We start from the raw sequence: 23,667 nt of genomic DNA on the forward strand, positions 1-23,667 counted from the left end.
CGGACGGGCTCGGGGGAAACTACAGGATGGTTGCCAGCGCGCACTGCCGGTAGTGGCTGGCCGCTTCCTCGGGCTGCTGCAGCGCTTCGTGCAGCTGCGCCAGCTTCAGGTGCGATTCGCGCACCATGCGCGAGTCTTCGGCGTCCGACAGGGCCTGCTCCAGGTAGCGCTGGGCCTTGCCCCACAGCTTCTGCTTCAGGCACAGGGAACCCAGCGTCAGCGCCAGCTCGGCGTCGGTCGGGCGTTCCTGCATCCAGTGTTCGCAATGCTCGATCTGCGCCAGCAGCGCCGGCGTGCCGGCCGGGGCGGCGGCTTCGCGGTAGGCGCGCACCACGCGGTCGTCCCAGTTGGCGGCCAGCGCTTCCTCGGCCACCACGCGCGCCGCGTCGTGCAGGCCGCGCGCATTCATGGCGGCGGCGGCGCGGCAGGCCACGTAGGGCTTGAGGCGGTCCGCGTTCGGGATGGTGGACCACACGCGCTGCACCGATTCGGCATCGTGCGACTTGTCCGACAGCAGATCGTCGTAGGCCAGCTCGCGCAGGCGCGCCGACAGCGCCGGGTGCAGCGCCTTGTGCTTGTCCAGCGAGCGCACCAGGCGCAGCACTTCCGGCCAGTTCTTGGCCTGCTGCTGCGCTTTCAGCGACCATTGCAGCGCATGGATGTGGCGCGTGCCGCTGGCGTTCAGCTCGCGCACCGCTTCCAGCGCCGCTTCCGGCTGGTGGTCGTCCACCAGCAGCTCGGTCATGGTCATCAGGCGCGCGGTCTTCAGCGCGTTGTCGCCGGCGGTCTGGGCCAGCCAGTTGTCGCGGCGGTGGTTCTGGCGCATGCGGTGCGCGGCGCGCGCGCCGATCAGCGCGGCCACGCCGGCGTTCTCGGGCAGCTCGGAGGCGCGCAGCGCCGCCTTCTCGGCGTGGCCGAAACGGCCTTCGAACAAGGCCTTGAGCGCGTCGCGCAAGCCCTTGTTGCCGTCGCGCTCGCGCTTGCGCTGGCGGTAGGCCGCCACGCGGCCCGGCATCTGCATGGTGCTGCGCAGCGCGCCGATCACCAGGTACAGCAGCGCGAACAGCGCCAGCATCAGCACCACGAACAGGTTCAGGGACAGGTCGATGCGGTGCGGCGGATAGAACAGCACCACATTGCCCGGGTTGAAGCGCGCCGTCACGGCAACGCCGATGGCCAGCGCCATCAGTGCGAGTAACCAGAGGAAGAAACGCATGGCTTAAGGCTTCGCTTTGTAGTTGCGCACGGCGTTCAGGCTGTCGGCCAGCGTCGGCATTTCGATGGCCAGGTTGCTGCCCTGGACCTGGCGCAGCAGCGCCTGCACGGTCTGGGTGCTCTTGGCGCGGGTGTCGAAGTATTTGTTGAGCGCTTCCTGGGCCGCGATCAGGTCGCTGCGGAAGGCGGTCTCGTTGCGCGACAGCAGGGCCATGCGCGCGTTGAGCAGGCGCAGCTTCAGGTTCTCGCGCAGGAAATAGGCCTGGCTGGGCGAGAGCATCAGCGCGTCCGGCGTGTCCACGCTGCGCACGCGGATCAGCTGGCGCACGTCGGTCCACATTTCGCTGCTCCAGCTGTTCCACACATCCTGCGCCTGGTGCAGCCACGGGCTGCCCTCTTCCGCCGGCGCGCTGGCGTCCTTGCCGGCTTTTCCGCCCTTGGCGGCAACGGCCGGCTTGGCGGGCGCGCGCGCTTTCTTCTCGGGCGCGGCCGGAAGGGTCGGCTTTTCGTCGGCCAGCATCGGCAAGGTATCCACCTGCGCCATCACGTTGTCCAGGCGCAGTGCCAGGCCGACCGAATCCACGCTCGGCAGCGCCTTCAGCTTGTCGGTGTCCTTGGCAATGGCGCGGCGGATGGTGATGAACTGCGGCTTGTCCGAACGCGACAGGCTGCGGTCGGCGTTCTGCAGCGCGATCAGCGCGCCCGGCACGTTGCCGGCCAGCTGCAGCTGCTGGCTGGCGGTCGACAGCACTTGCTCGATTTCGGCCAGCGCCCACTCGTCGCGGTTCTTGGACAGGTCCTGGTACAGCTGCTCCAGCGCCAGTTGCTGGCTCTGGGCTTCGGTCTGGCGGCTTTCCAGCAGGCCGACCTTGATTTGCAGTTCCTTTGCCGTTTCCTGCACCGAGCGCGCCAGCGCGCCGGTTTCGGTGTTGACGGCGTCGCCTTTCTGCAGGCGGCGCGCCATTTCCTCGCGCAGGTTGCGCATCTGGCTGTGCGAGGACCAGGTCTGCGCAGCGAGCAGGATGCCCAGCACGATGACGGCGATGGTCAGCGGGCGTTGCAAGGTGTCGGTGACGGTCGGTGCGGCCGGTGCGGCAGGGGCGCCGGCGGCACTGGCGCTGGCGGCCGGTGCCGCCAGCAGGGCCGGCTGGTCCGCCGCGCCTTCTGGCTTTGCGGGATCGGGTTTGGTAGGCAAATCGTTCATGGACGTGATTGTAGCGCGGCCAGCAGGCGTTCGTCGCCTGATCCTGTCTGCGTGATGCTATGGAAGCCCAGCCCGTTTGCCGTTTGGGCAATGCGGGCGTGGGGGGACAATTAAATGCTGTTGTTGCAACTTTACAACGGCGTCGGGGCCGCCGGGCAGCTGGCCGGCCAGCTGCAGCAAGCCGCGCAGCGCTTCGGAACTGGTGATGACCCAGTCGGCCGGCTGCGCCAGCAGGCGTTCCAGCGTGGCGCCCAGCGCCGGCGTGAGCGCCGGCGTGCTGCGGCGGTAGGCCGCCACCACGGTGACGTCGGCGCCGGCGGCGCGGAAGGCGTCGCCCATCAGTTCGCGGCCGCTTTCGCCGCGCACGATCAGCACGCGCGCACCGCGCAGCGCCTTCAGGTCCAGCGCCTGCAGCAGGTGTTCGGTATCGGCGTGGGCCGGGTTGGCCGGGCTGGCGATGTGCGCATTGGCGTCGGTGACGCCGTGCGCGGCCAGCGCGGCGCGGCTGCCCTCGCCCACCACGGCCGCCGTCACGCCGGCCGGCCAGGCCGGGATGTGGGCGAAGGCGGCGTCGATGGCGTTGGGCGACACGAAAGCCACCAGCGCGTAGCTCGACAGCTGCGCCAGCGTGGCCTGCAGCTGGCTGCTGTCGGCCAGCGGCGCAATTTCCAGCAGCGGCAGCACTTCCACCGGACGGCCGAGCGCGGCCACGCGCTCAGCCAGCGGCTGCGCCTGCGCCAATGGGCGGGTGATGATGACGGTGGCGGGCATCCGGTGCTGGCGAATCCGCGCGTCAGACGCCGGAACGGCCGCCGGTGGGCTCGCCCGGCTGCCGGTGGGCGATGTCCTCGGGGCTGCCGGGCTGCGGATCGTTGCGGCCCGCGCCGGACGGCGCAGCCTGCGGGTTGGCGGCGGCGGCATCGGCGGCCGCCGCATCGGCCAGGCAGCTGGCCAGGATGGCGACGGCGTCCTGGCCGCGCAGCAGCTCGGCCACGTCCTGCCCCAGCTGCTCGGCGCTGGCGGCCACGCCGCGCACTTCGGCGCTGGCCATGCGCGCGCCGTCCGGCGTCGCGACCATGGCGCGCAAGTGCATCTGGCCGTCCACCACGGTGGCGTAGGCGGCCAGCGGCACCTGGCAGCTGCCGCCAAACACCTTGGACACCTTGCGCTCGGCCGTCACGGCCAGCGCGGTGGCCAGGTGGTTCAACGGCGCCAGCAGGCGCATCAGGTCCAGGCCATCGCTGCGCTCGGCAATCTCGATCGCCATCGCGCCCTGCCCGGCCGCCGGCAAGCTCGTCTCCGGTTCCAGCAGCGCGCGGATGCGCTGCGGCAGGCCCAGGCGCTTCAGGCCGGCGGCGGCCAGGATGATGGCGGCGTAGTCGCCACGGTCCAGCTTGCCCAGCCGCGTATCGAGATTGCCGCGCAGCGGCTTGATCACCAGGTGCGGATAACGCGCCGCGATCAGCGACTGCCGGCGCAGGCTGCTGGTGCCCACCACGGCGCCGTCCGGCAGCTGGTCCAGCGAGGCGTAGTCGTTGGACACGAAGGCGTCGCGCGGGTCTTCGCGTTCCAGCACGGCGGCCAGCGCAAAGCCCTCGGGCAGCTCCATCGGCACGTCCTTGAGCGAGTGCACGGCCAGGTCGGCACGGCCCTCGGCCATTGCCACTTCCAGCTCCTTCACGAACAGGCCCTTGCCGCCCACCTTGGACAGCGTGCGGTCCAGGATCTGGTCGCCGCGCGTGGTCATGCCCAGAATTTCTACGCTACACTGCGGGTACAAGGCCGACAGCCGCGCGCGCACATGCTCCGCCTGCCACATGGCAAGGCGGCTTTCGCGCGAAGCGATCACCAGTCGGGTAGGGAGCTCTTGAGCCAATTCGGAAGTATTCAAAGCCTGTTCTTTCGCTAGCGTGCATGATGAAGACCTCAAATTTTATCATGCGCGCCCCATTCGAGAATCATGCATAGGGCATATACCATGGTTGCAAGCAATACAGCAGCATCGGCAGCAACACCGGGCAACGACAAGGACGCCCCCCTCAAGGAAGATATCCGCCTGCTCGGCCGCCTGCTGGGCGACGTGCTGCGCGCCCAGGAAGGCGAGGACGTGTACGCGGTGGTCGAGACCATCCGCCAGACCGCCGTGCGCTTCCGCCGCGAAGCCGACGCCGGCGCGGCCAAGGAACTGGACGGGATGCTGAAGATCCTCACGCGCGAACAGACCATCACCGTGGTGCGCGCCTTTTCCTATTTCTCGCACCTGGCCAACATCGCCGAGGACCAGCACCACATCCGCCGCCGCCGCGCCCACTTGCTGGCCGGCTCCAGGCCGCAGCAAGGCAGCGTGAGCTACGCCCTGTGCAAGCTGGCCGGCGCCGGCGTGGACGAGCCCACCGTCACCGGCTTCTTCGAGAACGCGCTGATCTCGCCGGTGCTGACCGCCCACCCGACCGAGGTGCAGCGCAAGTCCATCCTGGACGCCGAGCACGACATCGCCCGCCTGCTGGCCGAGCGCGACCTGCCGCTCACGCCCAAGGAAAGCGCCGCCAACCTGCACCTGCTGCGCGCGCGCGTGGCCACGCTGTGGCAGACCCGCATGCTGCGCTACTCCAAGCTCACCGTGGCCGACGAGATCGAGAACGCGCTGTCCTACTACCGCATCACCTTCCTGCGCGAGCTGCCCGGGCTGTACGACGACATCGAGGCCGACATCGCCGCGCAATACCGGCAGCCCGGCCCGGACGGCCAGTCGCAGCCCAACCCCATCAGCGCGCCCTACGTGCAGATGGGCAGCTGGATAGGCGGCGACCGCGACGGCAATCCCAACGTCAATGCCGGCACCATGCGCCACGCGCTGGCGCGCCAGGCCACCACCATCCTCGACTTCTACCTGGACGAGACCCACACCCTGGGCGCCGAACTGTCGGTGTCGACGCTGATGGTGCGCTGCACGCCCGCCTTGCAGCTGCTGGCCGACTCCTCCACCGACACTTCCGACCACCGCAGCGACGAGCCCTACCGGCGCGCGCTGATCGGCATCTACGCGCGCCTGGCCGCCACCGCGCGCGCCCTGGGCGCGGCCAACATCCTGCGCCAGGAAGTGGGCCATGCCGAGCCGTACGAGCACGCCGCCGCCTTCGCGGCCGACCTGCAGATCCTGATCGATTCGCTCAACGCCAACCACGGCGCCATGCTGGTGCAGCCGCGCCTGTCCACGCTCAGGCGCGCGGCCGACATCTTCGGCTTCCACCTGGCCTCGCTGGACATGCGCCAGAGTTCGGACGTGCACGAGCGCGTGCTGGCCGAGCTGTTCGCCAAGGCCGGCGCGGCGCCCGACTATGCGGCGCTGGACGAGGAAGCCAAGGTGGCGCTGCTGCTGGCCGAGCTGGCGCAGCCGCGCCTGCTGTACTCGCCCTACATCGAATACTCGGCCGAAACCGCCTCGGAGCTGGCGGTGCTGGGCGCGGCGCGCGAAGTGCGCCAGCGCTACGGCGCGCGCGCCATCCGCAACTACATCATCTCGCATACGGAAACCGTGTCCGACCTGCTGGAAGTGCTGGTGCTGCAGCAGGAAACCGGCTTGCTGCAGCCTGCCGCCGGCGGCGCCGCCACGCTGGACCTGATGGTGATCCCGCTGTTCGAGACCATCCCCGACCTGCAGCGCGCGGCCGGCATCATGGAACGCCTGATGGCGCTGCCCCTGGTGCGCCAGCTGATCGACGCGCAAGGCGGCCTGCAGGAGGTCATGCTGGGCTATTCGGACTCCAACAAGGACGGCGGCTTCCTCACCTCCAACTGGGAGCTGTACAAGGCCGAGCTGGGCCTGGTGGAGGTGTTCGCCAAGGCCGGCGTGAAGCTGCGCCTGTTCCACGGCCGGGGCGGCACCGTGGGCCGGGGCGGCGGTCCCAGCTACGAAGCCATCCTGGCGCAGCCCAAGGGCACGGTGAACGGGCAGATCCGCCTCACCGAACAGGGCGAAATCATCGCCTCCAAGTTCTCCAACGCGGAAATCGGACGCCGCAACCTGGAGCTGCTGGTGGCTGCTACGCTGGAGGCGAGCCTGATGCCACCGGTGGCGGACGACGCGCAGCGCGCCCAGCTGGCCGGCTTTGAAGCGGTGATGGCGGAGATTTCCGAACGCGCCTACAAGGCTTACCGCAACCTGGTCTATGAAACGCCCGGCTTCACCGACTACTTCTTCTCGGCCACGCCGATCGCCGAAATCGCCGAACTGAACCTGGGTTCGCGCCCGGCCTCGCGCAAATCGACGCGCCGCATCGAAGACCTGCGCGCCATTCCGTGGGGCTTCTCGTGGGGCCAGTGCCGTTTGCTGCTGCCGGGCTGGTACGGCTTTGGCAGCGCCATCGGCTCGTGGATCGAGGACGGCGAGGCCGAAGGCCAGCGCGAGGAACGGGTGGCGCAGCTGCGCGCCATGTTCCAGCACTGGCCCTTCTTCGCCACCCTGCTGTCGAATATGGACATGGTGCTGGCCAAGACCGACCTGGCCATCGCTTCGCGCTATTCGCTGCTGGTGCAGGATACCGAGCTGCGCGAACGCATCTTCAAGCGCATCACGGCCGAACACGCGGCCACGCTGGCCTGCCTGGAGCGCATCACCGGCGCCAGCGAGCGGCTGGCCGGCAATCCGCTGCTGGCGCGCTCGATCCAGAACCGCTTCGCCTACCTGGACCCGCTGAACCACTTGCAGGTGGAACTGATCAAGCGCCACCGCTCGGTGTCGCACGAGCCGGGCAAGGTGGACGAACGCGTCCACCGCGGCATTCACCTGTCGATCAACGGCGTGGCGGCAGGGTTACGCAACACCGGCTGACAAGACACATTCTTTCAAATTGGAAATGTCGAAAAATCTTACAAATTGTTATTTAACCAAAAATCAACTGCCAAGTAACTAGCTGATTGCATGGCGCATTCTCCTACAGGCACGGGTTATGCATTCCTACTCATACCCCAACCCATAACCGACGGAGAAAGCCATGAATGTCAAAAAGGTTATCCGCGTGGCGCTGACTGCCTGCACACTGCTGGCAGGCGCGGCCCACGCGACCACGTTGAACCTGCCCGATGCGAATCCGCTATCGGCCACCACGTACAACAACTTCACCGTCTACTCGCTCGACCTGCTGCAGCAGTGCCAGCCCGTCGATCCACGCTGCCAGCCCAGCGGCCCCTACCCTGTCGCGTCCAGCCCGGGCGCAATCAAGGACCAGGCGGTTATCCTGAATTCATCCAACGGCCAGACCAATCTATCCAACGACCCGTTCGCCAACGGCTCGTCCGTCGATGAAATTTTCCTGACCCCGACCGGCAACCAGAGTTCCAGCTATACCATGACCGACGTCGGCGGCCAGTTTGTTGGCGACCAGACCAACCGCTGGGACATCAAACTGTCCCAACTGCAAAGCTACCTGGGCACGCATGATCTGGTATTCCTGTTCGACAACAACCAGTCCGGCAACGGCAGCAACCAGTATGTCAACATCTGGGGCCAGGCCCGCATCATCGATGCGGCCGGCAATACCGTAAGCGGCCTGTGCTTTGAAATCAGCACCGGCTCCGGCTGCGGCACGGACAACCCGCTCGACGACTCGACCTTCCTGCCGGTGATCTCGGATTTCTGCGTGGATAAGGTGACCGGCGCCTCGTACAAAATAGGCCTGGCGCAGAACGCCGGCGATTGTCCTGTCGAAGCAGGCCACCCGCAAGGCGGCTACCAGGTCAACAACAACATCAGCACCAGCACGGCCGAGTTTGCCGCGGTCAACCTGGCACTGAGTGCTGCCGCGCTCGATCCGCTGAACGGCGAGCTGTTCCTGTCCATTAATATCCGCTACACCGGCAACGACGCCGGCGCCGAGCAGCTGTGGATTTGCAGCGCCTGCGACGTCACCGGAGAACGCGTCAACGTGCCGGAACCGGCCACGCTGGCCCTGTTTGGCATCAGCCTGCTGGGACTGGCATTCTTCCGCCGCCGTAACGTCTGACTCTGTTGAATCCGGGGCCGCCTCGCGCGGCCTCGGCAGCTCCTGCGGCGCGGGCCGGCCGCGCCCGCCAGCGCCCCATGCCCGCTAATGCCCCTTCCCCGCCTCGTCCCGCACGGCTTTCACCTGCGCTTCGCTCACCCTGGCCGCACCGCCCCAGCTGGCGCGCATATAGTTCGCCAGGTCCGCGACTTCCTTGTCGGCCAGCTTGCCGGCAAAGCCCGGCATTTCCTGCATGCTCTCCCTGTCGCCGAAATGCTGCGCGGCGATGCCGTCCAGCGTGACGGCGATCAGGTTGTGCGGATCGGCGCTGCGCACCGAGCTGTTGCCCTTCATCGGCACCGCCACGTGCGGCTTGCCGCCGCCGTCCAGGCCATGGCAGCCCGCGCATACCGCGATATAGGTGCGGCGGCCGGCGTCGATGTCCGCCCCGGTCGGGTTGGCCAGCTTCAGCGCCTGCGGCGCCAGGGGCTTGTCGCCCATCAGGTAAGTGGTCATGGCCTTCACGTCGCCCGGCTGCATGTACTGCGTGCTCAGGTGCACCACCTCGAACATCTCGCCCGTGGCCGAGCCTTGCGGCGCCACGCCGGTGGTCAGCAGCGATGCCAGGTCGGCCTCGGTCCAGCCCATGGCAGCCAAACCGGCCGGCGTGATGTCGGGCGCGCCGATGCGGGCCATGCGGTTACCGGTCAGGGTGCGCGACAAGTCCATCTGCCCCAGCGCGCCGCGCGGCGTATGGCACTCCGCGCAATGGCCCAGCGTGTTGGACAGGTAGCGGCCGCGTTTCCATTCGGCCGACTGGCCTTGCGAGGCGTCGGTCAGCTCGTCCTTCAGGAACAGCATGTTCCAGAAACGCACGCCGAAGCGCATGTTGTAGGGGAACTTCAGGTCCGGCTCCTTGTTCGCCACCCTGGCCGGTTTCACCTGCATCAGGTAAGCGTAGATCGCGTCGCTGTCGGCGCGCGCCATGGAACGGTAGGACGTGTAAGGCATGGCCGGGTACAAATGCTTGTCCGGCGTGACGCCGTCGCGCAGCGCGGCGTAGAACTCATCCGCGCTCCAGCTGCCGATGCCGTGTTCCTTGTCGGGCGTGATGTTGGTGCCGTAGAAGGTGCCGAACGGCGACTTCAGCTCCACGCCGCCGGCCCACTGCGCGCCGGACGCCGTGGTGTGGCAGGCCGCGCAGTCGGCCAGCTTGGCCAGGTAGCGGCCGCGCTCCACCATCTCCTTGTTGCTGGCGGCCGGCGCCGTGGCGCCGCTGCCGCCCTTGCCGCAGCCGCCCAGCAGCGCCAGCACGGCAACCGTGATCGCGCCTGCCGCCGCGCGGGGAAGGAAGGCGCGCATCATGTGCCCTCCTTCACCAGCCCGGGCGTGCCCAGCACCACTTCCTTCACCGCCTCGAAGTAGCGCACGTAGCCGGTGCAGCGGCAGATATGGCCCTCCAGCGCGGCGCTGATGGTCTGCTCCACGTCCGCCCTGGCCACCGGCGCGCGCTTCAGGTGCTCCAGCAGCACGGTGGCGGCATTGACGAAACCGGGCGTGCAGTAGCCGCACTGGAAGCTGAAGTGCTCCAGGAACTTCTGCTGGATGGCGGACATGCCGATTACTTCGCCCTTGTCGTTCTTCTGGCCCACGCCCTCCACCGTGCGCACCTTCTTGCCTTCGAAGTAGTGGGCGCCGGTGATGCAGGAGCGCACCTCCTCGCTGCTGCCATCCGGCTTGTCAAGGATGACCACGCAAGCGTGGCACACGCCCTGGCCGCAGCCCAGGCGCGAACCGGTCAGGTTCAGGTATTCATGCAGGAAGTCGACCATCATGATGCCTTCGGGTACAGGCACCGGGCCGACGGTCTTGCCGTTCAAATGTAGCGTGATAGGTTTGGCGACGATGCTCATGCCAGCACCTCCTTGATGCGTTGCGGGGTTACGGGCAGCTCGGTAAAGCGGTGGCCGATGGCGTGCGCGATGCCGTTCACGATGGCGCCCACCACGGGAATCATCACCACCTCGGCGATGCCTTTGGGCGGGTCGGTTTCGGACACGGGCGGCAGCACTTCGGCGGTCTGGTTCCACACCGCCACGTCCGATGCGCGCGGCAGGTGGTAGCGGTTGAAGTTCCAGGTGCCGTTGCCGGGACCGTCCTCGTACAGCGGCAGGTATTCGTGCAGCGCGTGGCCGATGCCCATGGCAAGCCCGCCCTGCAGCTGGCCGGACACCAGCTGCGGCGACAGCATATTGCCGCACTCCATGATGGAGTGATGCCCCAGCAGCTCCACCTTGCCGCTGCCCTCGTGCACCGCCAGCTCCACCAGCGTGCCCACGCAGCTGTAGTAGGTGACCATGGCGCCGTTGCGCTGCGTGGCCGGCATGTAGGCCCTCTTGCGGTCCAGCACGCGGTAGCCGTTCGGCGTGCCGGCCTTGCCCTTGCCGTCGCCGTAGCGCAGCGACAGGCCGTCCACCGGCAGGCGCACGCTGGCGTTACCGCCGCCGCTGCCGGGAATCTCCCAGTCCGCCTCGCTCCACTGCCAGCGGTTGAACGCGTGCACCGCCGCGCCCGTCACCAGGCCCAGCTCGTGCGCTTTCTTGACGATGCGCTCGAACGGCAGCGCCTCCAGCCCGCCGGCCGACAGCTTGCCGTCCACCCAGCGCGCATCCTCCACCCGCACCACCAGCGACGCGGCCTGTCCGCCCGCGATGCCCTGGCTCCAGATGGCCATGGCGGCCGGCCACAGGCCGTGCATGAACACCACCCGCGCCGCTTCGCGCGTGCTGTGCGTGTAGTAATAGGCCGAGTTGGTGGCGCTAGCCGGCGAACAATAGGTGGGCGACCAGCGCGGATTGGCGGCCAGCTTGTCCTGCTCGGCCTGGCTCATGATGTAGGGATCGCCGGTGGCCACCACGGGCAGGTCGGCCCAGTCGGTGACGGACGTCAGGATCTCGTCGGCCGCATGGCCCAGCCACTTGGCCACGGCCACCGCCTGCGAGGTGGACATGCCGGTGCCGATCTCGGTGCCGCTGTGCCACAGGCGGATCTTGCCGTCCGCCTCGATCTCCACGCGCGCCAGCGAGCTTTCCGCGCCGGTGCCGAAGTCCTTCTGCACGCAGGCGAAGCCGACGCCGTAGCGCTTGCCCGGATGGGCCGCTTCGTATTCCGTCTTGCGCCTGGCGCGCGCGCTCCACAGCGGATGGCTTTGCGCCTTGCGCAGCACCTCGTCCACGCGGATGGCGCCGGCCGGGATGGCGCCCTGGCTATTCTTCATGCCCGAGCGCAGCGCGTTGCGCAGGCGGAATTCAATCGGGTCCAGCTTCAGCTGCTCGGCGAATTCGTCCACCATCATCTCGGTGGCCGCCATGCTCTGCAAGGTGCCGTAGCCGCGCGCCGAACCGGCGTCGATGGCGCGCGTGGCCAGCGCCACGGCCGCGAAGTCGTTCTTCGGGAAGTAGTAGACCGACTGCGCCGCCGTGGCCGCCACCATCACCACCGACGGCGAGAAATTGGCGCGGCCGCCGCCGTTGCCCTCGAAAGTGCCGGCGAAGGATTGCATCATGCCGGTCTTGCGGTCCACCGCCATGCGGTACTTCATGTCGAAGGCATGGCGCTTGATCGAGGTCTGGAACTGCTCGTAGCGGTCATTGGCCAGCCGCACCGGCTTGCCGTTGCCGTACAGCGCGCACACCAGGCCGTAGAACGGGAAGTTGTAATGGTCCTTGGAGCCGTAGCCCACGGTGTAGCACGGGTGCACGAACAGCGCCTTGAGCGGGAAGCTGGCCTTCTTCATCATCTCCAGCGTGCTGTCGATGACTTCCTGCGGCCCTTGGCTGGCCACCACCATGTGCAGTTCCTGCCTGGCGGCGTCGTACCAGCAATTGGCGTTGTCCGGCTCCAACGCGGCGGTGTCCACCGACTGCGTCTTGTAGGCGCGCTCCAGCACCAGCCAGTCCGCCGGCGGGCTGTCCAGCTCGGCCTTGATCTGGTTGGCGTAGAACATGCCCTGCTCGCCCAGCTTGCCGTGCTCGATGCCGTCCGGCCACACCGGCTGCTGCTTGCGCATCATGCTGGGGAACACCGGCGCCTGCCCCAGGCTGGAGAATTTGTCGTCGTCCTGCGACGTGGCGCCGCCCACGCGCACGAAGCGGAAGGTGGCCCACGGGTCGCGTTCCATGGGCGGCACGGCCTCGCCGTAGCGCAGCACGGCCGCCTGGAATTGCAGCTTGTCCTTGGCGAAGCGGTAGCGCGCGAAATCGTCGTAGATCAGGATGGCGACCGCGTGGCCGAGGTAGGCCGCCTGCTTGCCCTCGGGCAGCAGCATGTCGGCGCCGTAGAAGGCCGGGAAGGCGACGCCGTCGCGCGCCAGGTCGGCCGCCGTCACCACGCGGTCCGGCTTCAGGTCCTCGCCCAGCAGCGACAGGTCGACGCCGGCGTACAGGCGGTCGGTGCGGGTGGCGCGCAGGATGAAGGCGTGCGACTGCTGCTGCGGCCAGTGCGGCATGTCCTGGGCGCGGATGTCGCGCGCGAACACTTTGGCGCCGGTGACTTTGGCCTTGCCGTCGATGCGGATTCTGGCCTGGCCGTTTTTCGGGTCCCAGGCAACGGGGGTGAGAATCTTGTCCTCGAACAGGGCGGCAAAGGCTTTGCCTCCCAGCGGCGCGAGATACACCGCGACGCCCGCAACCATTCCCGCCTTCAGGAACTTGCGGCGCGAAAGTGCGACCTTCATGTGAATACTCCCAATATTGGATGACGGGTTTCCGAGCCGAATACGGGACGCAAGAACGGCGGTCCGCCTGCATCGTCTCGCCAACGTTTACCGTTGTCAAGAAACTCCGGGCGGTACTGTCTCATGTTTAGCGCGGTGGCAACAGAGTACTAAAACGCTAGCCGGTAGTTGTTTCCGAATGTTAAATTGAGGCCGTTTTATGGTATACATACGACGATGCCAAAATAACAATTCCGGAGAAAAGCTACGGATGTTTTCAGAAGACACCATTCCGCAGGCCGTCGCCATGGCCGCGACCTTGGCCGCCTTGGCCGCCTTGGCCACCGGGGCACTATGGCGCCGTGCCGTGCGCGCGCGGCGCGCCGCCGAGGACGAGCTGGCCGTCCTGCGCCAGCGCCTGAGCCGCAGCGAGAGCGGCGCGGCCGTGCTCGGGCGCAGCGAACGCCAGTTGCGCGAGATCCTGGCGCGCCTGCCCTTGGCGCTGTTCCTGAAAGATCCCGACTCGCGCTTTGTGATGATGAACGCGGCCTGCGAGCAAGCCTTCGGCCAGCCCTATGCCAAGCTGGCCGGCACCCACGGCGGCGCTCACTATCCGCCCGAACAGCAGGCCGGCTTCGTGGCGGCCGACCGCGCCGCCTTCGCATCAGGCCAATTGTGGACGGACGAGGAATGGGTGTGGCACGCCGGCCTGCAGCAGGACCGCCGCCTGCTGACCTACAAGCAGCCCCTGTACGACGAGGATGGCCAGCCGGCGCTGCTGATCGGCATGTGCATCGACGTAACCGAGCGCCGCGCCGCCGAGGACGCGCTGGCATCGACCCTGCGCCAGCTGCGCGAACTGAGCGACCAGCAGGAAACCACGCGTGAACACGAACGGCGCCGCCAGGCGCAATGCCTGCACGACGAATTGGGCCAGAGCCTGATGGCGCTCAAGCTGGACGCCACCCTGCTCAGCCACGCGGCGCAGCATCGCCACCCGCGCCTGCACCGCCACAGCGTACGCGTGCTGGCCACGCTGGATGGCGCCATCCGCGCCGTGCGCACGCTGATCAACGAGCTGCATCCCAGCACCCTGGAACTGGGGCTGCCGGCGGCGGCCGACTGGCTGCTCAAGCAGCAGGAACGGCGCAGCGGCATGCATTGCCAGCTGCACCTGGCCAGCGACAGCGCCGGCGCCGCGCTGACGCCGCCGCAAACCTGGGCAATCTTCCGCATGATCCAGGAAGCGCTGTTCAGCATCGAAGCGTACGCCCAGGCCACGCGGCTGGACGTATCGCTGGACCTGGGCGAAGCTACGCTGCTGATCGTCATCTGCGACAACGGCGTGGCGCGGCTACACTGCTCCAGCGGCACCGGCGGCATCAGCGGCACCAGCGATACCGGCGTCGCCAGCCGTGGCGCCACGCTGGCCATGCTGGCGCTGCGCGAGCGCGTGTCGGCCTACGGCGGCGAGCTGAGCGAAACGAGCAAGCCCGGGCGCGGCACCGTCCTCACCATCACGCTGCCCACCCATGAAAAACGGGAGGCCGAAGCCTCCCGTGATGTCGATCCCGCCAACGCCGCCCCATAGAGCGGAGCGGCGTAGGGGGGCGTAGGGCGGGTTAGCGCAGCGTAACCCGCCTTAATGCGTCGTCAGGAACGTTTTCAGCTTGTCCGAGCGCGACGGCTGGCGCAGCTTGCTCATGGCCTTCGCTTCGATCTGGCGGATACGCTCGCGGGTCACGTCGAACTGCTTGCCCACTTCTTCCAGCGTGTGGTCGTTCGACATTTCCACGCCATAGCGCATGCGCAGCACCTTCGCTTCGCGCGGGGTCAGCGAGTCCAGCACTTCCTTGATCACGTTGCGCATCGAGGCGTGCAGCGCGGCGTCCAGCGGCGCCAGCGTGGTGTTGTCCTCGATGAAGTCGCCCAGCTGCGAATCGCCGTCCTCGCCCATCGGGGTTTCCATCGAAATCGGCTCTTTCGCGATCTTCATGATCTCGCGCACCTTGTTCTCCGGCATTTCCATCTTCACCGCCAGGGTAGCCAGGTCCGGCTCGCTGCCGGTTTCCTGCATGATCTGGCGCGAGATGCGGTTCATCTTGTTGATGGTCTCGATCATGTGCACCGGCACGCGGATGGTGCGCGCCATGTCGGCGATCGAGCGCGTGATGGCCTGGCGTATCCACCAGGTGGCGTAGGTCGAGAACTTGTAGCCGCGGCGGTATTCGAACTTGTCCACCGCCTTCAGCAGGCCGATGTTGCCTTCCTGGATCAGATCGAGGAACTGCAGGCCGCGGTTGATGTACTTCTTCGCGATCGAGATCACCAGGCGCAGGTTGGCCACCGTCATTTCGCGCTTGGCGGTGCGGGCGCGCTTCTCGCCGGCCGCCATCTGCTTGTTGATCTTGCGCAGGTCGGCCAGCGGCAGCGCCACGCGCGCCTGCAGGTCGATCATCTTCGATTGCAGTTCTTTCACGGCCGGCACGTTACGGCCCAGCACGGCACTGTACGGGTAGGCCGAATCGACTTCGCCGTCCACCCAGTCCAGGTCCGTCTCATTGCCCGGGAAGACCTTGATGAAGTGGGCGCGCGGCATGCCGCAGCGGTTCACGCACAGCTCCAGCACGGCGCGCTCGATGGAACGCACCTGCTCCATCTGGCCGCGCAAGGTATCGCACAGCTTTTCCACCACCTTGGCGGTGAAGCGGATGCCCAGCAGTTCGGCCGAAATGGCTTCCTGCGCCTTGGTGTAGGCCGGCGAACCGTAGCCGCCGGCGGCCTTGCGCATTTTCTCGAACTGCACTTCGATCACTTCGAACTTTTCCAGCGCGCCCTTCTTCAGCTGCACCAGCTGCTCGGTCGAGAAGCCGGCCGCGCCGCCGTTGGCGTCGCCGTCCTCTTCCTCGACTTCTTCTTCCTCTTCCTCGTCCTCATCGGACGCGGCGGCGTGCGCGGCGGCCGGCGCCGGGGCCGGCGCGTTGCTCGCTTCGTTCAGGTCGACGAAACCGTCCACCACTTCATCGACCTTGATCTCGTCGTTCTCGATCTTCTTGGCCAGCGCGATGATTTCGGCGATGGTGGTCGGGCAGGCGGAGATGGCCTGGATCATGTCCTTCAGGCCGCCCTCGATGCGCTTGGCGATCTCGATCTCGCCTTCGCGCGTCAGCAGCGCCACGGCGCCCATTTCGCGCATATACATGCGCACCGGGGTCGGTGGTGCGGCCGAAGTCGGAATCCACGGTGGACAGCGCGGTGGCCGCGGCGGCCTCCACTTCGTCGTCGCTGGTGACGGCGGCCACGTTGTCGGTCAGCAGCAGGCTTTCCGCGTCGGGCGCGCGCTCGTAGACGGCGATGCCCATGTCGTTGAAGGTGGCGATGATGCCTTCGATCGCCTCCGGATCGATGATGTTTTCCGGCAGCTGGTCGTTGATCTCGGCATAGGTCAGGAAGCCGCGGTCCTTGCCCATGTTGATCAGGTTCTTGATCTGCAGGCGGCGGCGTTCCAGGTCCTCGGCGGTCACGCCTTCGGTGTTCAGCGCGTCCAGGCCCTTGGCCTTGCGCTCGCGCGCCTTGGACACGGCCTTCAGTTCGGCGCGCTCGACGGCGTTCAGCGCTGCCACTTCATCGTTTTCCGGCGTGAATTCGCTCGGCTTGCGGCCACGGCGGCCCGGCACCTTGACGCCCGGCAGCAGGTAGCCGGAAGTGTCGATGGTGGCCAGGGTGGCGGCGTCGGTCACCTGGCTCACGGCCGGGGCGGCGCCCGGCGCGACGACGAGCACCGGAGCCGGTTCGGCCTTCAGTTTGGATGCGCGGGTCTTCACCACCACCGGCTTGGGACCGGCCGGCGCGGCCAGCGACACGGCGGCCGAAGCGGCGCCGGACTTGCGCGCCACCTTGACGGCGGCCTTCTTCTCTTCCGCAGCCACATCGGCCACGGCGTCGATCCCGGCGGCGGCCGGCGCGGCCAGTTCGGCCACGTCGGCAGCAGCGTTATCGGCACCGGCAACAGCGGCCAGGCGCGAACGCGTCTTTTTTACAACGGTAACTTTGCCGGCAGCCTCTTGCGCATTGTCGATGACATAAGATAAAGTGGTCTTAGGTACAGCCAGTTCCGCAGTTTTGGTGCGGGGGGCTTTGGCGGACAGCGTGAGGGTTTTCGGCGTTTTCGTCATTACAAATATCTCTCAATGGCAGACCCAAGGGCCGGCGGCGCGTAGTGAAAACAATGCCACCCGGGCCGGCAAGGGTCCGATGGCGCTTAGGTGTGCTGGAATTAAAAAAGCCCGTTTTGACGGGCTGGCAGCTACGTATCAGTGCAGAGCGGGAAAAGGGTCACAAACTTCCTGTTTCAAGCTGACGGCAACGGTGCTTCATTTGGTGCGTCGGCAATTATAGCGCGTTTCAGGCCGGCGCGCACGCGCAAAATTATGGTTGAAATAACACTTTGACGGATTTGGCAATGCACTCCCCTGTCCCGCGTGATATGCTGACGGCTCTTTGCTTAACCTGTGATGTCGATGAACACTAGCCTTACCCCTGAGCCTGCGGCTGTTGTGGCCACCCCCGCTGCCACCCCCGCTGCCACCCCGGAGGCCGCTCCGGCCGCACCCGCGCTGACCGCGCGCACGCTGCTGAAGCAGCTGCAGCAGCAATTTCCCCCATTCCGCGATTGCCTGCCCCTGTCGATCGGCATCGACAAGCAGATTCTGGCGCAACTGCCGGGCATCGACAAAAAACTGATGCGCACCGCGCTGGGCATCCACACCGGCTCGCAGCGCTACCTGCGCGTGATGGAAAAAGCCACCGTGCGCTACGACCTGGATGGCACCGCCGGGGCGGAAGTGACCGATGTGCACCGCAAGCACGCCAAGGAAGTCTTGAAGGAGCGCCTGAAGAAGGAAGCCGACCGCAAGAAAGCCGAACGCGAAGCGGCCGCAGCCGAAGAAGCGGCCCGCGTGCGCCAGGACAAGCTGGCCCAGCTGACGGCCAAGTTCTCCAAAAAAGGTTGATGAGCGACGCCGCTGCGGCCCGCCCGGCGGCCTCTGCCGAGTCCGTCCCCGAGCTGCCGCCCTACATCGGCATTACGCTGGCCGAAGTGCGGCTGGTGAAAACCGCCGCCGACGTGGAAGACGCGCAGGCGGCGCTGCTGGCGGCCGACGTGGTCGGTTTCGACACCGAGTCCAAGCCGACTTTCCAGAAGGGCCAGAGTTCGGACGGTCCGCACCTGATCCAGCTGGCCACCGACAAGCTGGCCTACCTGTTCCAGATCGGCGCCGCGCCCTCGCCCGCGTGGCCGGCGCTCAAGGCCGTGCTGGAATCCGAGCTGACGATGAAAGTGGGCTTCGGCCTGTCCGACGACGTGCGGCGCCTGCGCGCCAAGCTCGGCATCGAGCCGGCGCGCGTGGTCGACCTGTCGGTCGCACTGCGCGGCGGCCAGCGCAACGACCTGGGCGCAAAAAGCGCGGTGGCCAAGTTTTTCGGCCAGAAGCTGCAAAAGTCCAAGAAGATCTCCACCACCAACTGGGCCAGCCCGCGCCTGAGCGAGCGCCAGATCCTGTATGCTGCCGACGACGCCCAGGTGGCGCTGCGCGTATACCGGCACTGGATCGCCGCTGGCAACACCCTGCCCCCGCAACGCGCCGCCAAAGCGCGCCGCCCGCCCCGTCCGCGCCCGCCCGCGCAAGAACGCTGACCCATGCGGCGCCGCCATCGGCGGGTTACGCTGCGCTAACCCGCCCTACGACTGCGCGAATGCACGAATGGACGGGTGCACGGATACACGGACGTACGGGGTACCGTAGGGCGGGTTAGCGGGGCGCGCAGCGCACCGCGTAAGCCGCCAGGGGCGCCGCCACCGGCAGCTCCCGAATCAACTGGCCAAGCGTGGCGATCGCCGTCTCATGCGCCGCAGTCCACGGATGACCGTAATTGAGACGCAAGCAATTGCGGAACTCGCGCTTGGCCGAGAACATCGGCCCCGGCGCGATGCTGATGCCGTGCGCCAGCGCGGCCGCGTGCAGCGCCAGCGTATCCGCGCCTTCCGGCAGCACCACCCACAAAAAATACCCGCCCTCCGGATGCGTGACGCGCGTCCCGGCCGGGAAGTGCTCGGCCAGCGCCGCCAGCATCTGCGCCTGCTGTCCCACCAGCGCGCCGCGCAGCTGGCGCAGATGGCGGTCGTAGCCGCCCTGCCCCAGGTACTCTGCCAGCGCCAGCTGCGAGGGCATGGGCGCGGCCAGGCTGGTGCTCAGCTTGAGCCGCTCGACCGCCTGCGCGTAGCGCCCCGGCGCCGCCCAGCCCACGCGGAAGCCCGGCGCCAGGCATTTCGAGAACGAACTGCAATGCAGCACCAGCCCCTGCGCGCCGGGCGCATCGTAGCGCTTGGCCAGCGCGGGCCGGCGCGCCCCGAAATATAGCTCGCCGTAGACATCGTCCTCGATCAGCGGCACGCCGTGCGCAGCCAGCAGCGCCACCAGCGCCTGCTTTTTCTCGGCCGGCATCAGGCTGCCCAGCGGATTCTGGAAGCTGGTCATCAGCCAGCACGCGGCGGGACGGTGCCGCTCCAGCGCCTCGGCCAGCGCGCCCAGCTCCATGCCTTCGCGCGGGTGCGTGGCCACCTCCACCGCCTTCAGCTCCAGCCGCTCCAGCGCCTGCAAGGCCGCGTAGAAGCTGGGCGACTCCACCAGCACCGTGTCGCCCGGCCGCGCCACCGCCTGCAGGCACAGGTTCAGCGCTTCCAGCGCGCCATTGGTGACCACGATGTCCTCCGCCGCCACCGGCGCGCCGTCCAGCTGGTAGCGCAGCGCGATCTGGCGCCGCAGCTCGCCGTTGCCGGCGCCCAGGTCGGCCACCGTGGCCCACGGGTCCAGGCGCCGCGTGCTGGACGCCAGCGCGCGCGCCAGCTTGGGCAAGGGGAACAGCTCTGGGCTGGGGAAGGCGGAGCCGAACGGCACCGCCCGGCGCGAGCGCGCGGCCTCCAGCACGCCGAACACCAGCTCGCTCACGTCGACGCTGCGCGGCGCGCCGTCCGGGCGGGTCGGCTCCGGCTCGGGGGAGGCGGTCGGCGCGCGGCCCGGCGCCACGTAGTAGCCGGAGCGCGGGCGCGATTCGATCACGCCGCGCGCCTCTAGCAGAGAGTAGGCCTGGAACACGGTGCTGGGACTGGCGCCGCGGCGCGCGCGCTGCTGGCGCACCGAGGGCAGCCGCTCGCCCGGCCGCAGCACCTGCTGCGCCACCATGTCTTGGATTTCCTGCGCCAGCGCTTCGTACAGTTTCAAACTGATCCCTGGTTTTATTTGCGAATCTGAGCCTGTCCAATTTGGCAACTCAGGCGTATCCTGTCCCCTGATTCCCATCCAAAAGCTATTTTAAACGGGACAGCCATGCCTGCTATCTTATCGAGAGTCTGTGCAACCGCCATGCTGGCCGCGGCCGCGCACGCCGGCGCCGCGCCGGCCGCCCTGAAAACCCTGCCCGACACGCTGGAGCAGCGCGTGGCAGCCTGCACCGCCTGCCACGCGGCCAGGGAGCGCGGCGACGCCTACTTCCCCCGCATCGCCGGCAAACCGGCCGGCTATCTGTACAACCAGCTGCTCAACTTCCGCGAGGGCCGCCGCAAGTATCCGATGATGACCTATATGGTGGACCATCTGCCGGATGCCTATCTGCGCGAGATCGCCCAGTACTTCTCGGAGCTGCATCCGCCCTACCCCGCGCCCGCGCCGAACGCCGCTACGCCGGCCATGCTGGAACGCGGCCGCGCGCTGGTGCACGACGGCGACAAGGCTAAGAACGTCCCCGCCTGCGTGGCCTGCCACGGCGCCCAGCTGACCGGCGTGGCGCCCGCCATCCCGGGCCTGGTGGGCCTGCCGCGCGACTACATCAACGCGCAGTTCGGCGCGTGGCGCAACAAGGTGCGCCGCGCCCACGCGCCCGACTGCATGGCCGAGATCACGTCGCGCCTGTCGGACGCCGACGTGGCCGCCGTGTCGGGCTGGCTGGCCTCGCAGCCGGCCGACGCGGATGCGCGCCCGGCCTCGTCCATCGCCATGCCGCTGCCACTGCAATGCGGCAGCGCCGAGGGCACGCCCGCCGCGGAGGCCAAGCCATGAAGAAGATGCCTATCATCGCCATCGCCGTCCTGGCCCTCGTCGCCGGCGCCGGCTTCATGTTGTATCCGGCCGACGACCCGATGCCGCCGCTGAGCAAGACGGCCGCGCTGCCGCAAGCTGAACGCGTGGCGCGCGGCGCCTACCTGGCCAGGGCCGGCGACTGCATGGCCTGCCACACGCCGCGCGGCAGCGCACCCTACGCCGGCGGACGCGCGCTGCAAACGCCGTTCGGCAGCGTGGTGTCGCCCAACATCACGCCGGACCGCGACACCGGCATCGGCCAGTGGAGCGCGGACGACTTCTGGCGCGCCCTGCACAACGGCAAATCGCGCGGCGGCCGCATGCTGTATCCCGCCTTCCCGTACACGAACTACACCCACATCACGCGCGACGATTCGGACGCGCTGTTCGCCTACTTCCAGAGCCTGCCGCCGGTGAAGCAGGCCAACCAGCCGCACCAGCTGCGCTTCCCCTACAACCAGCAGCTTGGCCTGGCGTTCTGGCGCGCACTGTACTTCCGCCCCGCCGCCTTCCGCACCGACAGCGCACAGAGCGCGGACTGGAACCGGGGCGCCTACCTGGTGCAGGGACTGGGCCATTGCAGCGCGTGCCACAGCACGCGCAACGTGCTGGGCGCATCCGGCGACGCCCTGTCGGGCGGCTTGATCCCGGTGCTGGGCTGGTATGCGCCGTCGCTGACGTCGGACCGCGAGGCCGGCCTGGGCGAATGGGCGCAGCGCGACGTGGAGCAGCTGCTGAAGACGGGCGTATCGCCGCGCGCGACGGTGTTCGGTCCGATGGCCGAGGTGGTGCGCGAGAGCCTGCAACACTTGAGCGATGCGGACGTGACGGCGATGGCGGTGTACCTGAAGACGCTGCCGCGCAAGGAGCCGGCCGAGCGCTACGAGCGCAGCAACGCGCCGGAGGCGCGCGCGCAGCTGGAGGCCGGGGCGCGGCTGTACACGGCGCATTGCGTGGAATGCCACGGCGTGACCGGCAAGGGCTTGCCGCCGCATTATCCGCCGCTGGCGGGCAACCGCGCGCTGCTGATGGACGAGGCGGTCAACCCGATCCGCATCGTGCTGAACGGCGGCTTCGCGCCCGGCACGGCGGGCAATCCGCGTCCTTACGGCATGCCGCCGTTCAGCCACAAGCTGAACGACGTGGAGGTGGCGGCCGTGGTGTCCTACCTGCGCAGCGACTGGGGCAACAATGCGCCGCCGGTGAGCAGCAACGATGTGAACCGCTACCGCACGGTGCCGCTGGATTAGCCGGCATTGGCGGCTTACGCGCTCCGCGCTAACCCGCCGTTACGCGGCCAGCCCGAGCCGGTCGGTGGTGGCGTTGCGCGCATCCTCGACCGCGATCTTGCCCTCGGCCAGCAGCACGCGCAGCGCCGCGTTCATGGTGTGGCAGCCTTCGCCGCCCTTGGTCTCCATCCAGTCGCGGATGGCGGTGATGCTGCCGTTCTCGATCAGGCGCGCCACGTCCGGGTTCATGGTCAGGCACTCGGTGGCCAGGTGGTAGCGGTTGCCTTCCACCGACGGCAGCAGCGCCTGGCACAGCACCCCGCGCAGCGCGTGCGCCAGGGCCTGCTGCTGCGGTTCGCTGTTGCCGAGCATGCGCAGCATCTTCTGCAGCCCCAGCTCCGTTGAGCGCGCGTGCAAGGTGGCCAGCACCAGCGGGCCCGATTCGGCCAGCGCCAGCGCTTCCTGCGCCGTTTGCGCGTCGCGGATTTCGCCGATGACGATCACATCCGGCCGCTCGCGCAGCGCGTCCAGCGCGCCCAGGTAGAAGCTTTCCACGTCGCCGTCGAAGCCCACTTCGCGCTGCGTGACGATGCAGCGGCGCTGCGGGATCAGCGTTTCGACCGGGTCTTCAATGGTGATGATGTGGCCGGAGCGGGTCTTGTTGATCTCGTCCAGCATGGACGCGATGGTGGTGGACTTGCCCTGGCAGGTGTCGCCGATGATGAGCACCAGGCCACTGGTCAGCTGGGAAAATTTCTGCTCGTTGGCGCGCAGGCCCAGCTGCGACATGGCATGCGGTTCCTTGGGGAAGCGGCGGATCACGCAGCCCAGGCGCTTCTTACCCTGGAAGGTGAAACAGTTGGCGCGGATGCGCGCCGTATGCAGGTCGATGGAACGGTCGAAGGCGCGGTCCTGGATGCGCTCGCGCCAGTTCGGCTCCACCACCTCGAAGAATTCTTCCAGTTCCTCGCGCGTGATCGGCGAATCCGTCACCGCCACCAGGCCTTTCGGCTGGCGCAACAGCAAGGGGCTGTTCTGGTGGATCAGGATGTCGCTGAAGCTCAGCCTGGAATTGAGCAGATGCAAGATCTGTTCGACCAGCGTGCCGAAGACCGGATGGTCTTCGTTTTCTTCATAGCTGAGGGTGCGGATTTGCGAAGACTGGTGATTTTCCATCGTGCTCTACTCT

General features: G+C 67.7%; 15 protein-coding genes and 2 pseudogenes. 7 read left to right on the forward strand and 10 right to left on the reverse strand.

Features of this window, described 5'->3' with window-relative positions; genetic code table 11:
* Nucleotides 1-19: 19 nt before the first annotated feature.
* The 4 genes and pseudogenes from ACFJI2_RS17085 to hemC all read right to left on the reverse strand — a co-directional run bounded on the left by ACFJI2_RS17085 (nucleotide 20) and on the right by hemC (nucleotide 4,310).
* Complete coding sequence (locus ACFJI2_RS17085; RefSeq protein WP_107870731.1) at nucleotides 20-1,216, reverse strand: heme biosynthesis protein HemY; 1,197 nt, start codon at nucleotides 1,214-1,216, stop codon at nucleotides 20-22.
* A 3-nt stretch (nucleotides 1,217-1,219) separates the two neighbouring features.
* On the reverse strand, nucleotides 1,220-2,419 hold the full coding sequence (locus ACFJI2_RS17090; RefSeq protein WP_377701090.1) for a uroporphyrinogen-III C-methyltransferase: 1,200 nt from the start codon (nucleotides 2,417-2,419) through the stop codon (nucleotides 1,220-1,222).
* Nucleotides 2,416-3,190: pseudogene (locus ACFJI2_RS17095) on the reverse strand (uroporphyrinogen-III synthase). The gene ACFJI2_RS17090 and the pseudogene ACFJI2_RS17095 overlap by 4 nt, the downstream one beginning before the upstream one ends.
* A 22-nt stretch (nucleotides 3,191-3,212) precedes the next feature.
* Nucleotides 3,213-4,310 (reverse strand): hydroxymethylbilane synthase, encoded by a 1,098-nt coding sequence (gene hemC, locus ACFJI2_RS17100; protein WP_377701091.1) that lies wholly within the window; start codon nucleotides 4,308-4,310, stop codon nucleotides 3,213-3,215.
* An 87-nt stretch (nucleotides 4,311-4,397) separates the two neighbouring features.
* Between hemC and ppc the strand changes: the two genes are divergently transcribed.
* Together ppc and ACFJI2_RS17110 are read left to right on the forward strand one after the other, a co-directional pair.
* On the forward strand, nucleotides 4,398-7,250 hold the full coding sequence (gene ppc / locus ACFJI2_RS17105; RefSeq protein WP_377701092.1) for a phosphoenolpyruvate carboxylase: 2,853 nt from the start codon (nucleotides 4,398-4,400) through the stop codon (nucleotides 7,248-7,250).
* A gap of 163 nt (nucleotides 7,251-7,413) precedes the next feature.
* Nucleotides 7,414-8,421, forward strand: a complete 1,008-nt coding sequence (locus ACFJI2_RS17110) for a PEP-CTERM sorting domain-containing protein (RefSeq protein ID WP_377701093.1) — start codon at nucleotides 7,414-7,416, stop codon at nucleotides 8,419-8,421.
* Between the two features lie 84 nt (nucleotides 8,422-8,505).
* On the opposite strand, the gene ACFJI2_RS17115 is transcribed toward ACFJI2_RS17110, so the two are convergent.
* The 3 genes from ACFJI2_RS17115 to ACFJI2_RS17125 are packed head-to-tail and all read right to left on the reverse strand — an operon-like array spanning nucleotide 8,506 to nucleotide 13,135.
* Nucleotides 8,506-9,765, reverse strand: coding sequence for a c-type cytochrome (locus ACFJI2_RS17115; RefSeq protein WP_377701094.1), 1,260 nt, complete (start codon nucleotides 9,763-9,765; stop codon nucleotides 8,506-8,508).
* The gene (locus tag ACFJI2_RS17120) at nucleotides 9,762-10,313 is read right to left on the reverse strand and encodes a (2Fe-2S)-binding protein (protein WP_377701095.1); all 552 of its coding nucleotides are present in this window, start codon (nucleotides 10,311-10,313) and stop codon (nucleotides 9,762-9,764) included. Before ACFJI2_RS17120 ends, ACFJI2_RS17115 begins: the two co-directional genes overlap by 4 nt.
* A complete protein-coding gene (locus ACFJI2_RS17125) occupies nucleotides 10,310-13,135 on the reverse strand; it encodes a xanthine dehydrogenase family protein molybdopterin-binding subunit (RefSeq protein ID WP_377701096.1) in 2,826 nt (941 codons plus the stop codon). Before ACFJI2_RS17125 ends, ACFJI2_RS17120 begins: the two co-directional genes overlap by 4 nt.
* A gap of 250 nt (nucleotides 13,136-13,385) precedes the next feature.
* On the opposite strand from ACFJI2_RS17125, the gene ACFJI2_RS17130 reads away from it, so the two are divergent.
* Nucleotides 13,386-14,705 (forward strand): PAS domain-containing protein, encoded by a 1,320-nt coding sequence (locus ACFJI2_RS17130; RefSeq protein ID WP_377701097.1) that lies wholly within the window; start codon nucleotides 13,386-13,388, stop codon nucleotides 14,703-14,705.
* Between the two features lie 51 nt (nucleotides 14,706-14,756).
* Here the strand turns inward: ACFJI2_RS17130 and rpoD are convergent.
* Nucleotides 14,757-17,289, reverse strand: a pseudogene (rpoD, locus tag ACFJI2_RS17135) (RNA polymerase sigma factor RpoD).
* 345 nt (nucleotides 17,290-17,634) lie between these two features.
* Here rpoD and ACFJI2_RS17140 point away from each other — a divergent pair.
* Both ACFJI2_RS17140 and ACFJI2_RS17145 read left to right on the forward strand, forming a co-directional pair.
* Entirely contained in the window at nucleotides 17,635-18,126 is a 492-nt protein-coding gene (locus tag ACFJI2_RS17140; RefSeq protein ID WP_377701098.1) for a ProQ/FINO family protein, read from the forward strand.
* A complete protein-coding gene (locus ACFJI2_RS17145) occupies nucleotides 18,126-18,809 on the forward strand; it encodes a 3'-5' exonuclease (protein WP_377701100.1) in 684 nt (227 codons plus the stop codon). The genes ACFJI2_RS17140 and ACFJI2_RS17145 overlap by 1 nt, the downstream gene beginning before the upstream one ends.
* A gap of 115 nt (nucleotides 18,810-18,924) precedes the next feature.
* On the opposite strand, the gene ACFJI2_RS17150 is transcribed toward ACFJI2_RS17145, so the two are convergent.
* Nucleotides 18,925-20,394 (reverse strand): PLP-dependent aminotransferase family protein, encoded by a 1,470-nt coding sequence (locus tag ACFJI2_RS17150; RefSeq protein WP_377701101.1) that lies wholly within the window; start codon nucleotides 20,392-20,394, stop codon nucleotides 18,925-18,927.
* 141 nt (nucleotides 20,395-20,535) lie between these two features.
* On the opposite strand from ACFJI2_RS17150, the gene ACFJI2_RS17155 reads away from it, so the two are divergent.
* Together ACFJI2_RS17155 and ACFJI2_RS17160 are read left to right on the forward strand one after the other, a co-directional pair.
* Nucleotides 20,536-21,228, forward strand: coding sequence for a c-type cytochrome (locus ACFJI2_RS17155; protein ID WP_377701102.1), 693 nt, complete (start codon nucleotides 20,536-20,538; stop codon nucleotides 21,226-21,228).
* Nucleotides 21,225-22,499 (forward strand): c-type cytochrome, encoded by a 1,275-nt coding sequence (locus ACFJI2_RS17160; protein WP_377701103.1) that lies wholly within the window; start codon nucleotides 21,225-21,227, stop codon nucleotides 22,497-22,499. Before ACFJI2_RS17155 ends, ACFJI2_RS17160 begins: the two co-directional genes overlap by 4 nt.
* A 39-nt stretch (nucleotides 22,500-22,538) precedes the next feature.
* Here ACFJI2_RS17160 and ACFJI2_RS17165 read toward each other — a convergent pair whose 3' ends face one another.
* Nucleotides 22,539-23,654 (reverse strand): ATPase, T2SS/T4P/T4SS family, encoded by a 1,116-nt coding sequence (locus tag ACFJI2_RS17165; RefSeq protein WP_107870763.1) that lies wholly within the window; start codon nucleotides 23,652-23,654, stop codon nucleotides 22,539-22,541.
* Nucleotides 23,655-23,667 lie beyond the last annotated feature (13 nt).

Origin of the sequence: Pseudoduganella sp. UC29_71, from assembly GCF_042693265.1 — a bacterium.
In the GTDB taxonomy this organism is placed as follows: domain Bacteria; phylum Pseudomonadota; class Gammaproteobacteria; order Burkholderiales; family Burkholderiaceae_D; genus Rugamonas.